Consider the following 16733-nt stretch of genomic DNA (forward strand, 5'->3'; position numbering starts at 1 on the left):
GTTATTGTTGCTCTGCTAATACACTCATTGCTCCTATATAGAAGCTGTCCGCATCTATATCTAATAACATTTTGTTTTTTCTAACATATTGAGACATTTCAGGTTGTGATTTTTTCGAAATTTGTACCAGGTCTTTATAATTTGAAATGTCATAATACTCACCGAAGTAATGAAGTACATACTGAGCTGGTTCTTCGGTAAATTCATAGTAGACATTATCTTTATTCAATTTTTTTTCCGCTTTTTTCCGATATTTTTTCAGGAGAGTAATGTTTGAATTCTGATCGCTTAGAATTTCATAAAAACCCAGGAACTCTTCATCTTGGGTTATATTGTAAAATATATGGCCCCTAATTGAAAATTGATTAATGTGATTCCGGATCAACCTAAACACAGATTCTCCAAATTTTCCATTAAGTTTTACAATTACATTGTGCTCATAAACATCGTATTTCATCATCACATCTTCAAACATTTGTCCTTCATACATTATATCTCCATTTAAAAAGTCATAGGAAAAAAGGAATTTGTGTTTATCGCCATAAGTTCTGTAGACTTCTTTATACTGAACACCTGTATAGATGGCGGTATTCTCAATGCCCACGACATCATCAAACCAATGGTATACAGCGGTCTTATTGTTTTGAGCGCTTAACGAAATAACATAAAGAGGAAGAAAAAGAAAAGCTATTAGTAGTGAATTATTAATTGTTTTCATTCAATTTAAACTTACAACTGTTTATTAAAGCAGGTCATAGCCATCTAAACTTACTGCTATGATTTAACAAAAAAATCTTACAGCGATTGAAGATACATAATTTGAATTACCAAACAAATAATTCTTACAAATAAAGTTATTTTTATAGATATATATCATTAAATCTGTTAAAAACACAACAGGTACATTTTGAAAAAATGAAGGAATAAAAAAAGAGAAATTGCCTTAACAATTTCTCTTTTGAATTTTGAGTTGATATTATTTAAGTCTTATGAAAAGTAAATATAGACTCCAATTACTATTAAACTAATAATCAAGCCTACCTGTTTCACAAATTTATAAGGCATGATATCAACTTTCTTGGTATATTTTAATTCATAAGCTTCAGCTCTTGGTCGATACTTACCAATGATAAGCATTATAGCCACATTCAAAACAAATAGTATTGCCATAACGTGTAGATAATGCGGGTAATTATCTTCTCCGAAAACAAAAGGCTTTAAGATAAATTGACTGATACAATAAAGTACGCATCCTGAGATGATACCAATTTTTGCTGCAATAGCAGGCACATATTTTGTCAGGTATCCAACTACGATAATGGTTAAAATAGGAATACTATACACCCCATTTACTTCTTGTAAATACCCAAACAATCCCTGACCTGCAAAGAAAATAAAGGGAGCGATGGTCATTGACAAAATTGCCAAAACGATTCCAAAGTATTTACCGCTTTTAATGACTTTTATTTCAGAGGCTTCTTTATTGATATATTCTTTGTAGAAATCAATACTGAATAAGGTTACTGCACTATTCAATGCACTGTTAAATGAGCTTAAAATTGCACCGAAAAGTACTGCTGCAAAGAATCCAAGCAAGGCTTTTGGAAGTACCTTATCTACCAATAATGGATATGCCTGATCTGGCGTTTCCAATTCTGACCCAAAAATATAGAAGGCAATAATACCTGGTAACACAACAATTAGCGGGCCTAAGATTTTGATAAAAGCCGCCAACAGTAATCCTTTTTGTCCTTCTTTGAGGTTTTTTGCTGCCAGTGCTCTTTGGATTATCGCCTGATTGGTTCCCCAATAGAATAATTGAACTAACATCATACCTGTGAAGATGGTCCCGAATGGCACTGAAGCTTTAGGGCCTCCGATAGCATTAAACTTTTCAGGAGCTTCATTGAGCAATATGGTTAACCCTTCTGAAGCCGAACCATCGCCAATAAACATCAATCCGAAGAAAGGGATTAACAAACCACCAATCAACAAGCCAATTGCGTTAATGGTATCTGAAACCGCTACGGCCTTTAATCCTCCAAAAATGGCATAAATAGAGCCTATAATTCCAATTCCCCAGGTACAAATCCAAACCGAAGCCCAAAGGGATACTCCCAGCATTTCAGGAATATTAAACATGGTTGAAATGGCCAAAGAACCTGAATAGAGTACAATGGGTAAAAATATAACCACATACCCTGTTAAGAACAGGAACGAAGCGATTGATTTGGTTTGTTTATCATACCGGGTTTCTAAAAACTGCGGTACAGTGGTGAGGCCGCCCTTAAGATATCTTGGTAATAAGAAAACTGCAGTAACTACCATCGCAATTGCAGCTAATGTTTCCCAAGCCATCACTAAAATCCCTTCAGTGTAGGCTGCTCCATTCAATCCGACTATTTGTTCTGTTGATAAATTAGTAAGTAATAAAGATCCTGCTACTACTCCCGCCGTAAGGCTCCTGCCTCCCAAAAAGTAACCATCACTTGTTTGTTCATTCGTTTTACGTGTAGCGAAGTAGGCTATGACCGCTACTAAAAGGGTAAATCCTATAAAAGAAAGTATTGCCATAAGTTATAGTTAGAATAGTTTTATTAAGTTGCCGAATTTATAATTTTATATCTAAAATATTATACAAACCCCACCTGAATATTCGATTTTTTATGAGAATTGTAATTATCAAACAAATTACAAGGGCTAAATCACTAAATCTAACAGTTTTATTTAATGACTATTTTGAAACCTTCTAATAGATTTAAGGCATTCTCTTTCGTGAATATAGCTTTGGAAACCTTGTTTATAGTTGGATCTATTGAAAAGTTAAAGGAGGTTCTAAAGTCGGCTTTCGTCAAATCAGTGCGGTGAAAAATGGCATTCAAAAAATCACATTCATTAAAAACAGTTCCCTGCAAGACTGATTCAGTAAAATCGGTTCCCTTAAGAATGCAGGTATCGAAAGTCGTGTTATTCAAAGAACGCTTATAAAAAGAAACCATACTTAAATTGCATTTATGGAAGTGTACCCTAAACATAAATTCACTACAGGCGTCAAAAGCTACTCCTAATAACTTACTTTCTTTAAAACTTACCTCGTTGAATGTTGTTTCGACCATATATGCATTGCTCAGGTTACAGTTTACGAACTGACAATCCGTAAAGGTGATCCTTGAGATGTCGGACCTGGAGAAATTACAATTTTTAAAGACACAGTCTTCGTATTCCATTTTAGGAAGATCATTGAGGGTAAAATCGATACCCTCAAATTCCTCCCCTTCTTTGTAATGGTTATCCATTAAGATTATTTCTTAAGAACCGAAAATTCAATTTTAGATGAGTTATACACTCTATGTGTTTGTTTCTTGAAATCTTCAGGTTTGGCTTCAAATATGTTATCCACATAGGTTTGTGGATTCAAATCTATATAAGGAAACCAGGTACTTTGTATCTGCACCTGAATTTTATGACCTTTCTTGAAGGTATGATAAACATCTTGCAGTTTAATATTAACATCCGTAACTTCATTAGGCACAAAAGGTTCCGGGTTTTCAAAACTGTTTCTAAAACGGCCTCTTAAAACTTCACTTCGTACCATCATATGATAATTGCTCATTTTCAAATACTCCTGAGTTTCGGGATAGTCTTCTGCATCCGGTGGATAAACATCAATAACCTTCACAACCCAATCTGCAGCAGTTCCGGTAGTAGAAACTTTTAATTTGGCCAATATATCTCCAATCATGGTAACATCTTCTTCCAACACTTCCGTTTCAAAAACCAATACATCAGGTCTTCTCGCTGCGAAACGTTGATCGTCAGTCATAAATTTACGTGGAGTAAATACCATTTTAATATCTTCAGAGTAAGGTACTGGTTTTTTCGGATCACTCACAAACTCTTCAAATCGATAGTCCATTGTTGTAATCTCAGCAAGCCTACCATTATTTAAGGTAAAAGTCTTTTCCTCTACATTTACGGGAGGCCAGGTTTCATAGGTACTCCATGCTCTCTCACCTGTATCATAAACATAGGCTTCCGGCAACCCTGAGTTGTCATCACCACTACCTTTCAGGAAATGATTAAAGAACCTGGTTTCAATATTTTCCTGATAAAATTTTGAGATATCATCACCAAAATAGACATTTCCAATGGCCTGTCTCTTCTTGGTTCTTGCCCAATCGCCATGGCTCCATGGGCCCATTACTATCGTGTTGTAATTATCACTTCTTTTTTCAATGTTTTTATACGTTTCCAAAGGTCCATAAAGATCTTCTGCATCAAACCATCCACCTACAACCATCGTAGCAGGTTTTATATCTTCCAGATGCTGTATAATTCCTCTTGACTGCCAGAATTCATCATAATTAGGATGCTCTTTCAGCTGCTGCCAAAAAACATTGTCCTCTTTGTAATATTTATCCAGGTTCGACAATGGTCCTGCATCCAGGAAAAACTGATATTGATCTTTTGCTCCTAAATCCGGAAATGAATACCAGCTTTTCGTCGTTGGCTCATCTTTCATATAACCAAAAACAGCAGTAGCACGCCAGTAGCTTAGCAAGTAAGCTCCATTGTGATGAAAATCATCAAAAAAGAAATCTCCAATACATGCCTGAGGAGACACAGCCTTAAGTGCTTTATGATTTGACAAAAGTGCATAAGTCGAATAGAATCCAGGGTAAGAAATTCCCCAAACCCCTACTTTACCATTGTTATTAGGTACGTTTTTAACCAACCAGTCTATGGTATCATAGGTATCGGAAGCTTCATCTACCTGCTTTCTTTTTTTCTTAGGAATGAAAGCACGCATATTATCATAAACGCCTTCGCTATTCCACCTACCTCTGACATCTTGATATACGACAATATATCCTTCTTTCATCATCGTTTCATTCGGACCTATCTTCGATCTGAATTGATTCTCTCCATAAGGAGCGCAACTATATGGCGTTCGTTGCATCACGATGGGATACTCTTTTGAGGTATCTTTCGGACTATAGATAGTTGTGTGCAATTTTATTCCATCACGCATTTCGATGGTTACTTCTTTTTTGGTATAATGTTCTTTTACATCATATTCTGTTTGTGCCGTTATACAACTCACAGAAATCAGAAGAAAGAGAAATAGTAGTTTTTTCATTATCTATTAATTGTTTGTTTTTTAAGGTGCATAAATATAGACTGATTATCACTAAAATGAAAGTATCCAGGTGACTTATTAAGCATCTTACCTCGGTTAAATAGTAAAACAAATTATACTTAAAGTAAAATAAACTTGACTTTTAGTGTTGTTTACTTTACATTTACATCTGAATCATTAATTTCATCAATATGAAAACACGTTATTTATTTCCTTATCGTTTTAAAAAATTTGGGTGGATCTTGTTTCTTATCGGGATCATTACATACCTCCTAATGATGTTTCTACCTGATGACACTGATATTAGCTTATCGACAAAAGTTTTTGCCCTGATCTACGATAGTTTTTCTGAAGGGAATCAATATTTTCTTTGGATTACAAATGATGTAATGGATGAGTGCGTCTTCATTACTATCATTATCGGGGGACTACTCACCGGATTTTCTCGTGTTAAGCATGAAGATGAATATACCTATATGCTCAGGACAGAATCACTTGTATGGTCATTTTATGTTAATTTTGGTCTTTTACTATTCCTGACTATTTTTACCTACGGAATGATATATCTATCAATAATTACCTTTAACCTTTTTTCATGCCTATTGTTTTTTATTATCCGATTTCACTATTTACTTTATAAATCGAAAAAGACCTTGAAAAATGAAGAATAACCTTAAGGTACATCGCGCTATAAAAGATATTACCCAAGCTGAGTTAGCTGAAGAAATAAATGTCAGCAGACAGACTATCAATGCAATGGAGAAAGGCAAATATGTTCCTTCTACCGTACTAGCTCTAAAGCTTGCCCGGTTTTTTGAAAAACCAGTTGAGGAATTATTTATTCTGGAAGAAGAAGATTAAAAAAGGCTGCCAATTGGCAGCCTTTGTATTTATTTCTTATAATTTGATATTCCATCTTTAAGCCACGCTTCATAGTCGTCGACATCCGGAGTATATCCAACCGGATCATTCAGGTTGTTGCCATCATTATCTACAAGCACATAATATGGTTGTGCATTGGCTTTATATTTGGTAATCTGGAAATCACTCCATTTGTTACCGATCGTCTTAATATTTTTACCGGTTACATCAGAAACGTATTGTTCACTTTCAGGAAGCGGGCGTTTATCATCTACATATAAAGAAATAAGGACAATATCATTATTCAAAATATTTAAGATCTGATCTTCGCTCCACACGCGTTCTTCCATTTTTCTACAATTGACACAAGCATGTCCTGTAAAATCAATCATTACTGGTTTTCCTACTTCTTTAGCATAAGCCATTCCTTTATCATAATCAAGGAAAGCTACAATATCCTGAGGACCATGATGTGCACCTTCCGGAAGTTCTGCATGCGCAGCACCGCCACCTCCGGTTTTGGTAAATCCGACCCCATAAGGTGATTCACTATAATGCATTGGTGGAGGGAATCCACTTATTAATTTCAACGGCGCTCCCCAAAGTCCTGGAATTAAGTATATCGTAAATGACAATACCAACAACCCAAGACCTAGTCGTCCTACTGAAATGTGTTGCAAAGGTGAATCATGCGGTAAGCTGATCTTTCCAAAGAGATACATTGCCAACACTCCAAATACTGCGATCCAAATAGCGATAAACACTTCTCTTTCTAACCAGTGTAATTGTAATACAAGATCTGCATTGGACAAGAATTTAAACGCCAGCGCCAATTCTAAAAATCCTAAAAATACTTTAACTGAATTCAGCCATCCTCCTGATTTAGGTAATGAATTCAACCATCCAGGGAACATGGCAAACAACATAAATGGCAATGCCAAGGCTAAAGAAAATCCTAGCATACCTATGATCGGTGCTGCTCCCCCTTTGCTGGCTGCTTCTACTAATAAAGTACCTACGATTGGTCCTGTACATGAAAAAGAAACTATTGCCAAAGCCAAAGCCATAAAAAGAATTCCTATAATACCACCTCTATCGGCTTGTCTGTCTACTTTATTTGCCCATGAATTTGGTAATACGATTTCAAAAGCTCCTAAGAAAGATGCTGCAAAAACCACCAGCAGGATAAAGAATATAATATTAAACCAAACGTTGGTAGATAATGCATTTAATGAATCTGCCCCAAAAACAGCTGTTACGAGTGATCCCAGAAGAACGTAAATAACAACGATTGAAATCCCGTAAATAATAGCATTTTTAATACCTGCTGCTCTTGTTTTACTCTGTTTGGTAAAGAAACTTACCGTCATAGGTATCATTGGGAATACACATGGTGTTAAGAGTGCTGCAAACCCAGAGAAAAATGCAATTAAAAAGATCGTTAGCAGTCCTTTCTTCTTTTCTTTTTTATCCTTGGTCGCAACCTGGCCTTCATTGGCATCAGACTTTTCAGTAGCTGTTTTAGCGGCTACTTCAGTTGATTGCTCATCTACAGCATTCTCATTTACTACAAAAGACAGTTCCGTGCTATCAAAGATACAACTCTCATCATCGCAGGCCTGAAATTCAATTGCAGCATTAATGGTTGCTAATGAAGCATCCTTTAATTTGATTTTTTGAGTAAAAGTTGCCTCTTCGTCAAAATAAGACAGCTCCATCTCAAATACTTTATCATATTCTGTAATGGATGGGCTTTCTTCTGTTTTTCCAATTAATTCGTAACCTTCTCCCGCACCTTCAAAACTAAAGGTAGTTGGCAGAGCACCTCCTTCAGGCAATTCTTGCGAATACAAATGCCAATGAGGTTCAATAGCAGCTTTAAAGACTAAATTATACTCTGATTCTGATATTTTTTCAACCTCCGTAGTCCATTTAACGGGGTCTTTAATTTGGGCAGTAAGAGAAACTACTGATGCTAAGGTTAATAAAAAAAATAAGTAAAGTCGGTTCATGTTAAGTACTCTAATTTTAATATGTGTTTTGTTTTTGGGGTTACCTTAAATCTATCATCTAACCGATGGCTAATAACCCAAATTATTTCGTCTCCAGAACACAGAATCCATGTGTTTTCTTTAGCTACGATGGAAAACTTTTCATCCTTAAAAAATTTCGACAAAAGCTTCTTATTCCGCATTCCGAGGGGATAAAAATAATCGCCTTTTTTCCATTTCCTAATGATCAATGGATACTTTAACAAATCTTTATCTATATACGCTATTTCATTTTTTAGATCCCCGATTTGAGCAACATCACAAACATCTAGTTTTAAGGGTTTTACAATTGTTTTTTCATTTTCTTTCAGCTCATAATAGTCCTCTATTTCAATAGGGTTTATGGATGTTATTAATAGTTCTTTACGATTTTTTAACATTCGATGCGAATGGGAAAATATTCGTTTACCACTCATGGCAAAAAGCAAATTTTCTACATCATCCCAGGCTGTAAATCCAAATTCGTTAAACAATTCATACAGATAATCTTTTCTGGGATTTAGATTGATGAGTTCATCAATAGCAATACTTATTTGTTCTTTTTCTCTTTTGAATAAGACTGCCTTTAAATTGGCTATATGATGATTTACAATTCCCCGTGTCCCATTGAGGTGGGCTATTGTTTTATTAAAATTATCCATAAAGGTTGGATTCACCTCTTTAAGGGCAGGTAATACCTCGAGTCGTAGTTTATTTCTAAGATACTTAGCTTCCTTATTACTACTATCCTCCCTCCAATCAATTTTATTTTCAGTGGCATATATTTTAATTTGATCCCTGGTAAAGGGAAGCAATGGACGGACCACATTATTATTCACTTCTGGTATTCCTGTAAGCCCCTCAATACCAGTACCTCTTGACAGATTAATTAAAAAAGTTTCCAGATTATCATCTGCCTGATGTGCGGTGAGTACATAATCTATTTTAAATGCCTCCTGAAGTGATTTAAACCAATTGTATCTTAATTCTCTGGCTGCTATTTGGGTTGATAATTTATGAGAATGTTTATAAGCCTTCGTATCAAAACTTTCAATATAGACCGGAACATCTAATTTATCAGCTAAGTCTTTCACAAACTGCTCATCTGCATCACTTTCTTTACCCCTTAGGTTAAAATTACAGTGCGCCAGACTTAGGTTGAGTCCAATTTCTTTACACAAAGAAGTTAAAACTACACTATCTATTCCTCCACTGATGGCAATTAGAATTTTAGCTTTAACCAAAAAAGGGAAATTATCTTTAATATGTTTTTCAAACAATGCTACCATACCGCAAAAGTATCTTATAGTTTAGATTCCATCCAATTCGTTATGTAGTTCATCACTTCGTGCTTATCAAGGTCATTGTGTAATTCATGGTATCCTCCTTCCATTAGTTTTAAATCTGTATAATTTTCAGCTTGTTTAGCAAAAGCCTTACTTGCATAATGACTTGTTATATAGTCGTCTGTTCCGTGAAGTAATAAAAGGGGATGGTGAAATTTTGAAGCTAAACCAATAATGTTTTCACCTGCTTCGATAAACGGAAACGTAAAATTAGGGCTTACCCGATCATGAACTAATTTATCTTCTTTATAGCGTTTAACCTCTTTCTCATCTCGTGAAATATACCGGGCCTCAATGCCACTGGAGAAAGTAACATGGGGAGCAATTCGATAAAAAATCTTTCCTAAAGTCATTTTCCAAACCGGGGTAGGAAATGCAATTCTTAAAAAAGGACTGGTTGCCACGACCCCTGCCACTTCAGGATTTCTATGTGCTACGTAGTTCAGTACGACATTACCTCCCATACTATGTCCATATAAAAATTTTGGGTAGTCTTTAAAAAACTCGTCTGCCTTTTGGAAAATTTCAGAAACGCTATCAAGAACAGCTTCATATCCAGGACAGGTTCCTCGTTTTCCTTCAGAATGCCCATGTCCAAAGTGATCAAAACTTATTACCGCAAATCCCTTATCGATAAACTCAGGAACTACAAATGATGAGTAACGGCCACTGTGGGATCCCATTCCGTGAACCAACACAATCACCGCTCTTATTTCCTGTGGTTTCCACCACTGTCCAAAGAGCTTTTTCTCATGACAGTTAAAATAAAATTCGCTATGCTGCATTTTGAAGATTTAAGGTTCGTGTAAAGTTAAACTTTTTCGCCTTTATCCTTTCCTTCCAAAACTTCGCGCATCGCTTTTGCCTTAATAAGGCATTCTTCGTATTCATTTTCAGGAATTGATTCTGCTGTAATTGCGCCTCCCACAGAAAAGGATATGTACTTTTTACCAGCATTGTAAAGGATGCTTCTTATCACCACATTAAAATCGAAATCTCCCACAGGGGTAAAATATCCAACGGCTCCGCTATACAAACCTCTTTTGGTTTCTTCCAGTTCTTCTATGATTTTCATTGCGGATATTTTAGGAGCACCGGTCATGCTTCCCATTGGGAATGAAGCTTTTATAATATCGATGGGATTCATATCATCAGTTACAGTTGCTTTTACGGTTGAAATTAATTGATGTACCTGTTCGAAGGTATACACCTTGCACAATTCCTCTACTTTTACTGAGCCCTTGACGGCTACCCGTGAAAGATCATTACGCACCAAATCTACAATCATGATATTCTCAGAACGCTCTTTAGGATTATTTCGCAACGAGTTAACCAACTGTACATCGGCTTTTAAAAAAGGAGCGCGTTTAGCAGTTCCTTTTATGGGTTGTGATAGTATATTTAGTCCTTCTTTACGAAGATAACGTTCGGGAGAAGCGGACATCAAATACTTATCCCGAATTTTTAAAAACGTAGCAAACGGAGGTTTCGAGATTTCATTTAAATGCCTATAACTCTTTAAAGGAGCTAGTTCAGTGTTTTCGGCATAGAACTCCTGACAAAAATTAGCTTCATAAATATCACCCCGATGAATATGATCTAACATCTTTTGAACCTTATGAAGGTATTCATCTTTATGTATGCGTAATTTTATCTTTATGGCATTCTGTTCATTTGCGCGATTGGGATCATCTGTTGTAAAATTTGTAATTAAATTGAAGTCTTCCTCCACTTCATCATCTACCATGGGCAAGTAATGAAATTCTACTTTAGTCCCTTTTATTGTGATGATTTTTTTCGGTTGAAAAAAATACAGATCCGGAAATTCTAATCCATCATAATTATTTGATTCCAGACGCTCCACATCATTTTTAAGATCATAAGTCAGATAGCCAAACAACCAATCATGGGTAACTGACTGGTATTCTTTAAGTTTATCAAACGCATCAAACGCATCTGTTTGAATTGATGTTAAAGCATCGAACGCTAAGATACTATCAAAAGAGCTGTACCTGCGATTATAGTTATTACTGTCTAACCAGGTTACCTCTTCAAATTGTTGCGACCAAGACAATAGCTTATCTTTAAATATCTCTATATCCTTTGGTTCGAATACTACAGTTTTCCTATACATGCACAGAAATTAATAATTCATTGTTACAAATTTAACAAAGATTGGAGATTATAATTCATTTATATTTTCTAATATTGTACCCATAAAACAAAGGACAAACATTTATCAATAAAATGCAAAACAATCAAAACATACAATTCTTTCCAGGGCTAAAAGCTCCTAGGGTTGTTTTTGCGATTACTCCAGTTCGTCCTATTCGCCGCCGTCGCCCGTAAGGGTGCACAGTAGTTATTGGAGTTAGGTGTGTCCAACTCCCCCTTGAGAAACCCAATTGTATTTTAATTCAAGAATTTAATTTTTTTAGAACACTATGCAGGTAGTTATTGCCAACAACTCGCATATTCAATACGCACAAATTATTTGTGACACCATTGAAGATTCCGCTAAGCAGAGAGGAACAGGGATTGCTAAGCGAACCACTGAGTATATCGTTACCAAAATAGAAAACGGTAATGCTGTAATTGCTTTAGACGGTGAAACTTTTGCTGGATTTTGTTATATCGAAACCTGGGGCCATGGTAAATATGTTGCCAATTCCGGGTTGATTGTCCATCCTGATTACAGAGGACAAGGACTTGCCACAGAGATCAAGAAAAAGGTTTTTGAATACAGTAGAAAGAAATTCCCAGATGCCAAAATCTTTGGTATTACCACCGGATTAGCGGTAATGAAAATCAATTATGATTTAGGGTATGAACCTGTAACCTTTTCTGAGTTAACAGACGATCCAGCCTTTTGGAGTGGATGTCAGACCTGTAAAAACTACGACATTCTTTCCAGAACTGATAAAAAAATGTGTTTGTGTACCGGTATGCTTTATGACCCTGCGGTTAAGGAACATACTCATAAGCATAGTTACAACAAAAAAGTTTTTAAAAGATTAAAAAGTATTAAACAGAATATTTTCCTGAAAAAAGAAAAAAAGAAAAAATGAAGAAATTAGTTTTAGCTTACAGCGGTGGTTTAGATACTTCGTATTGTGCCAAATATTTAACGGAAGAAGAAGGTTTTGAAGTTCATGCAGTTAGCGTTAACACTGGAGGTTTTACTGGTGAAGAAATTGCTGAAATTGAAAAAAAGGCTAAAATTCTAGGGGTAACTTCTTACACTTCTATTGATGCCGTTCAAACTTTTTATGATGAAGTTGTAAAGTATCTTATATACGGAAATGTTCTCAAGAACAACACCTATCCTCTTTCTGTAAGTGCTGAAAGAATTGTACAAGCTATTGAAATTATTAAGCACGCTAAAAAAATTGGTGCTAAATATATTGCTCATGGTAGTACGGGTGCCGGTAATGACCAGGTACGATTCGATATGATTTTTCAAATCATAGCACCGGAGATTGAAATCATCACTCCAATCAGAGATAAGAAGCTTTCCAGACAGGAGGAAATTGATTATTTGAAAAATAAAGGAATCAACCAGGAATGGTCTAAAGCCAAATATTCTATAAATAAAGGATTATGGGGTACCAGTGTTGGTGGAGACGAGACCCTCACTTCTCAACTACCCTTACCTAATGAAGCCTATCCGAGTCAATTAACCAATATGGGATCGCAAAAGGTAAAACTGACCTTCAAAAAAGGAGAGTTAACAGCTATTGACGGGAAAAAGGGAAAACCTGTAGAAAATATTGAAAAGCTTAACAATATAGCTTCTTCTTATGCTATTGGGAGAGATATTCATGTGGGTGACACTATTATTGGAATTAAAGGAAGAGTTGGTTTTGAAGCAGCCGCTCCCCTAATAATCATCAAAGCGCACCATACACTTGAAAAGCATGTTCTTACCAAATGGCAACAACATCATAAAGAATACCTGGCAAACTGGTACGGAATGCTTCTTCATGAAGGGCAGTATTTAGATGAAGCGATGAGAAATATCGAGGCTTTCCTAATTGACTCTCAAAAGAATGTATCCGGAGATGTATGGGTAAGTCTTCACCCGTACAGATTTGTAATCGACGGTATTAAATCTGAGCACGATTTAATGAGTGCAAAATTCGGTGCCTATGGTGAAATGAATAAAGGATGGACTGCAGAGGACGCTAAAGGGTTTATTAAAATAATGTCGAATTCAGCTAAAATACACCAGGCGGTAAACAAGAAAAGTTATGATTAAAGTAGGTATTATAGGAGGCTCGGGATATACCGGGGGCGAACTAATCAGGTTATTGTTAAATCATCCGAAAACAAGCATCGACTTTGTATACAGTACAACAAGAGCCGGTAAGGCTTTGAGCGATGCACATGAAGATTTATTAGGGCTAACAGATTTAACCTTTACAGGAAATGTAAATCCTGAGGTAGATGTACTTTTTTTGTGTTTAGGACATGGTAATTCATCTAACTTTTTAAATGAAAATGAGTTTTCGACAAACACCAAAATCATTGACCTAAGTAATGATTTCAGGCTTGAAAATGATTCTAATTTCAACGGGATGGAGTTCGTGTATGGTTTGCCTGAACTGAACAAAGAAAAAATAAAACAAGCTAATTACATTGCGAACCCCGGGTGTTTTGCTACGGCTATTCAATTAGCATTATTGCCACTGGCTGCTTCAAAGAAATTACAGAAAGATGTACATGTTAATGCCATTACAGGTAGTACCGGTGCCGGTGTGAGTCCTTCAGCCACATCACATTTTAGCTGGAGAAACAATAACATTTCCTGGTATAAACCCTTTACGCATCAACACCTTGGAGAGATTGGAGAAAGCTTAAAGTCTTTACAGGGAGCAGAGACTTCTCTTATTTTCATGCCGCAGCGTGGAAATTTCGCCAGAGGGATCTTTGTAACGGCTTATACAAAATTTGAAGGAACTCTTGAGGAGGCGAAAAAAATCTATCAGGATTTTTACAAGGATGCTCCATTTACCCAAGTATCAGACAAGGAAATTCATTTAAAGCAAGTTGTCAACACCAACATGTGTCATGTCCACCTTCATAAACACGAAGACCTCCTGTTGATCACTACTGCAGAAGATAATCTTTTAAAAGGTGCCAGCGGCCAGGCCATTCAAAATATGAACTTACAATTTGGATTTCCGGAAACAGAAGGATTGAATTTAAAAGCAAGTTACTTTTAAGCATCAGGAATCTTTTAAAACCAGAACGTAACCATTAACACTTTTAAAATAATTTTAATAACCAACCACAATAATGAAAGTAGCAATCATAGGTGCAGGAAACCTGGGACTATCAATCGCTAAAGGATTGATAACCACCAATGCCATCACCACTTTGTATCTTACGAGGAGAAACAAGGAAGGCATTAAGAGCTATGAAGAATACAAAAATGTATTTGTAACTGATGACAATAAATTAGCTGTTCAGCAATCGGATATTATTATTTTCGCTGTACAACCTGCTCAGTTTGAATCCATTTTACTGGATATTAAGGATCTACTTCATCAAAATCATGTGTTGATTTCCACCATTACAGGTTTTAAAATTCCAAGAATGGAGTCCGTGATCGGTTCAGACCATTATATCATAAGAAGTATGCCTAATACAGCAATTTCTGTTGGTAAATCGATGACTTGTTTATGTGCCAATGAAAAAGGTGAAAAACGTATTGACCTTGCGAAAGCAATTTTTAACCGACTAGGGACTACCATTTCTATTCCTGAGAAACAAATGCAGGCTGCAACAGTGATTTGTGCCAGTGGTATTGCATTCTGGATGCGCTTAATACGAGCCACTACCCAAGGTGCTATCCAGTTAGGCTTTGATGCAGCTGAAGCCCAGGAAATGGCGATGCAAACCTGTTCCGGAGCTGCTAGTTTACTCATTCAGAGCGGAAGTCATCCCGAACAGGAAATTGACAAGGTAACCACGCCAAAGGGATGTACTATTGAAGGCCTCAATGAAATGGAACATCAGGGACTCAGTTCATCTTTAATTAAAGGGATTGTAAGCTCTTATGAGAAGATCAATCAAATTGCTAAATAAAAACATAGTATTTAAGAATACGTAATGTATAGCTGGCAGGATTCATATCATAAAGTTTTAAAGGGTTTATATAAACCTCATACCAGCTCATAACAATATAATATTTACATCTAATGAAATTATTCGACGTATATCCACTTTATAACACCACTCCTGTAAAGGGAGAAGACCTTTATATCTATGATGATCAAGGCATAAAGTATCTCGATCTTTATGGCGGGCACGCTGTTATTTCTATAGGTCATTCACATCCGCATTATGTAAAAATGATAAGCGATCAGGTACAGGCTTTAGGATTTTATTCTAATGCGGTTCAGAATCCGTTACAACAGGAACTTGCGGACAAGCTGGGTGCAATATCCGGTTGTGATGATTACAATTTATTTTTATGCAACTCTGGAGCAGAGGCCAATGAAAATGCATTAAAGCTGGCTTCTTTTGTTACAGGGAAAAGCAGGGTAATTGCTTTTGAGAATGGCTTCCACGGCAGAACTTCAGCAGCAGTTGCTGCGACTGATAATAAAAGCATTAACGCACCATTGAATAACCAGCACGACGTCTCCTTCCTACCTTTAAACCAACTTCACTCTTTAGATTATGAATTAGTCAAAGGGGACGTATGTGCGGTTATTATAGAACCTATTCAAGGTGTAGGTGGTTTGGATGAACCAACAACCGAATTCCTTCAGGGAGCTCAGGAACTCTGCAAAAAACATGGTGTACTTTTTATTTTAGACGAGGTGCAATCGGGATATGGTCGAAGTGGAAAGTTTTTTGCTTTTCAGCACCATAACATCAAACCTGATATAATCTCAATGGCTAAAGGCATGGGGAATGGTTTTCCTATTGGTGGAATTCTTGTTCATCCCTCAATAGAAGCCAAGTACGGTATGTTAGGCACCACCTTTGGAGGGAATCATTTAGCATGTGCCGCCGGAATTGCCGTTTTAGACGTCATTAAAGAGCAAAACCTGATGCACCATGCCCAGGAGATTTCTGCGTATTTTACAGCACAAGTAAAATCGATTCCACAAGTTAAGCAAATCAAAGGTCGTGGTCTTATGGCAGGGCTCGAGTTTGACTTTGAGGTTGGTGAGTTACGTAAAAAACTTATTTACGAAAAACGTATCTTTACAGGAGGTTCCAGCAATAAGAAGTTACTTCGAATCCTCCCTCCTCTTACCATACAGAAAGAACATATAGATGTATTTATCGGGGCTTTAAAAGAAGCTCTGGAAGAAATCTAATGAAGTTATCAAAAAAATA

15 protein-coding genes are annotated in these 16733 nt (G+C 36.3%); 7 read left to right on the forward strand and 8 right to left on the reverse strand.

What is annotated here, in order from left to right:
- Position 1: 1 nt before the first annotated feature.
- The 4 genes from P278_RS06935 to P278_RS06950 form a co-directional block, all read right to left on the reverse strand.
- Complete coding sequence (locus P278_RS06935) at positions 2 to 718, reverse strand: hypothetical protein (protein WP_038264231.1); 717 nt, start codon at positions 716 to 718, stop codon at positions 2 to 4.
- A 269-nt stretch (positions 719 to 987) separates the two neighbouring features.
- Entirely contained in the window at positions 988 to 2574 is a 1587-nt protein-coding gene (locus tag P278_RS06940) for a solute:sodium symporter family transporter (RefSeq protein WP_038264235.1), read from the reverse strand.
- A gap of 149 nt (positions 2575 to 2723) precedes the next feature.
- A complete protein-coding gene (locus P278_RS06945; protein ID WP_038264238.1) occupies positions 2724 to 3296 on the reverse strand; it encodes a pentapeptide repeat-containing protein in 573 nt (190 codons plus the stop codon).
- A 5-nt stretch (positions 3297 to 3301) separates the two neighbouring features.
- A complete protein-coding gene (locus P278_RS06950; protein ID WP_038264243.1) occupies positions 3302 to 5140 on the reverse strand; it encodes a CocE/NonD family hydrolase in 1839 nt (612 codons plus the stop codon).
- A 191-nt stretch (positions 5141 to 5331) separates the two neighbouring features.
- Between P278_RS06950 and P278_RS06955 the strand changes: the two genes are divergently transcribed.
- Together P278_RS06955 and P278_RS06960 are read left to right on the forward strand one after the other, a co-directional pair.
- Positions 5332 to 5811: a hypothetical protein gene (locus P278_RS06955; protein WP_038264245.1), complete on the forward strand. Its 480-nt coding sequence runs from the start codon at positions 5332 to 5334 to the stop codon at positions 5809 to 5811.
- A complete protein-coding gene (locus P278_RS06960; RefSeq protein WP_038264248.1) occupies positions 5801 to 6001 on the forward strand; it encodes a helix-turn-helix transcriptional regulator in 201 nt (66 codons plus the stop codon). The genes P278_RS06955 and P278_RS06960 overlap by 11 nt, the downstream gene beginning before the upstream one ends.
- Positions 6002 to 6030: 29 nt before the next feature.
- Here P278_RS06960 and P278_RS06965 read toward each other — a convergent pair whose 3' ends face one another.
- Genes P278_RS06965 through pabB form a run of 4 tightly spaced genes read right to left on the reverse strand, consistent with a single transcriptional unit; the run spans position 6031 to position 11511 of the window.
- Positions 6031 to 8013 (reverse strand): protein-disulfide reductase DsbD family protein, encoded by a 1983-nt coding sequence (locus P278_RS06965; protein WP_038264251.1) that lies wholly within the window; start codon positions 8011 to 8013, stop codon positions 6031 to 6033.
- The gene (gene tilS, locus P278_RS06970) at positions 8010 to 9320 is read right to left on the reverse strand and encodes a tRNA lysidine(34) synthetase TilS (RefSeq protein ID WP_038264254.1); all 1311 of its coding nucleotides are present in this window, start codon (positions 9318 to 9320) and stop codon (positions 8010 to 8012) included. Before tilS ends, P278_RS06965 begins: the two co-directional genes overlap by 4 nt.
- A gap of 14 nt (positions 9321 to 9334) precedes the next feature.
- A complete protein-coding gene (locus P278_RS06975) occupies positions 9335 to 10162 on the reverse strand; it encodes an alpha/beta hydrolase (protein ID WP_038264257.1) in 828 nt (275 codons plus the stop codon).
- Between the two features lie 26 nt (positions 10163 to 10188).
- Positions 10189 to 11511 carry an aminodeoxychorismate synthase component I gene (gene pabB / locus P278_RS06980; RefSeq protein WP_038264260.1) on the reverse strand — a complete coding sequence of 441 codons (1323 nt, stop codon included), beginning with the start codon at positions 11509 to 11511 and terminating at the stop codon, positions 10189 to 10191.
- 310 nt (positions 11512 to 11821) lie between these two features.
- On the opposite strand from pabB, the gene P278_RS06985 reads away from it, so the two are divergent.
- The 5 genes from P278_RS06985 to P278_RS07005 all read left to right on the forward strand — a co-directional run bounded on the left by P278_RS06985 (position 11822) and on the right by P278_RS07005 (position 16714).
- Positions 11822 to 12445: a GNAT family N-acetyltransferase gene (locus P278_RS06985; RefSeq protein ID WP_038264264.1), complete on the forward strand. Its 624-nt coding sequence runs from the start codon at positions 11822 to 11824 to the stop codon at positions 12443 to 12445.
- The gene (gene argG / locus P278_RS06990; protein WP_038264268.1) at positions 12442 to 13635 is read left to right on the forward strand and encodes an argininosuccinate synthase; all 1194 of its coding nucleotides are present in this window, start codon (positions 12442 to 12444) and stop codon (positions 13633 to 13635) included. The genes P278_RS06985 and argG overlap by 4 nt, the downstream gene beginning before the upstream one ends.
- The gene (gene argC / locus P278_RS06995; RefSeq protein WP_038264271.1) at positions 13628 to 14602 is read left to right on the forward strand and encodes an N-acetyl-gamma-glutamyl-phosphate reductase; all 975 of its coding nucleotides are present in this window, start codon (positions 13628 to 13630) and stop codon (positions 14600 to 14602) included. The genes argG and argC overlap by 8 nt, the downstream gene beginning before the upstream one ends.
- Before the next feature lie 73 nt (positions 14603 to 14675).
- Positions 14676 to 15467, forward strand: coding sequence for a pyrroline-5-carboxylate reductase (proC, locus tag P278_RS07000; protein WP_038264274.1), 792 nt, complete (start codon positions 14676 to 14678; stop codon positions 15465 to 15467).
- Positions 15468 to 15580: 113 nt separating this feature from the next.
- The gene (locus P278_RS07005; RefSeq protein WP_038264277.1) at positions 15581 to 16714 is read left to right on the forward strand and encodes an aspartate aminotransferase family protein; all 1134 of its coding nucleotides are present in this window, start codon (positions 15581 to 15583) and stop codon (positions 16712 to 16714) included.
- The last annotated feature ends 19 nt before the right edge of the window (positions 16715 to 16733 follow it).

This window comes from Zhouia amylolytica AD3 (assembly GCF_000511935.2).
GTDB classification, from domain to species: Bacteria; Bacteroidota; Bacteroidia; order Flavobacteriales; family Flavobacteriaceae; genus Zhouia; species Zhouia amylolytica.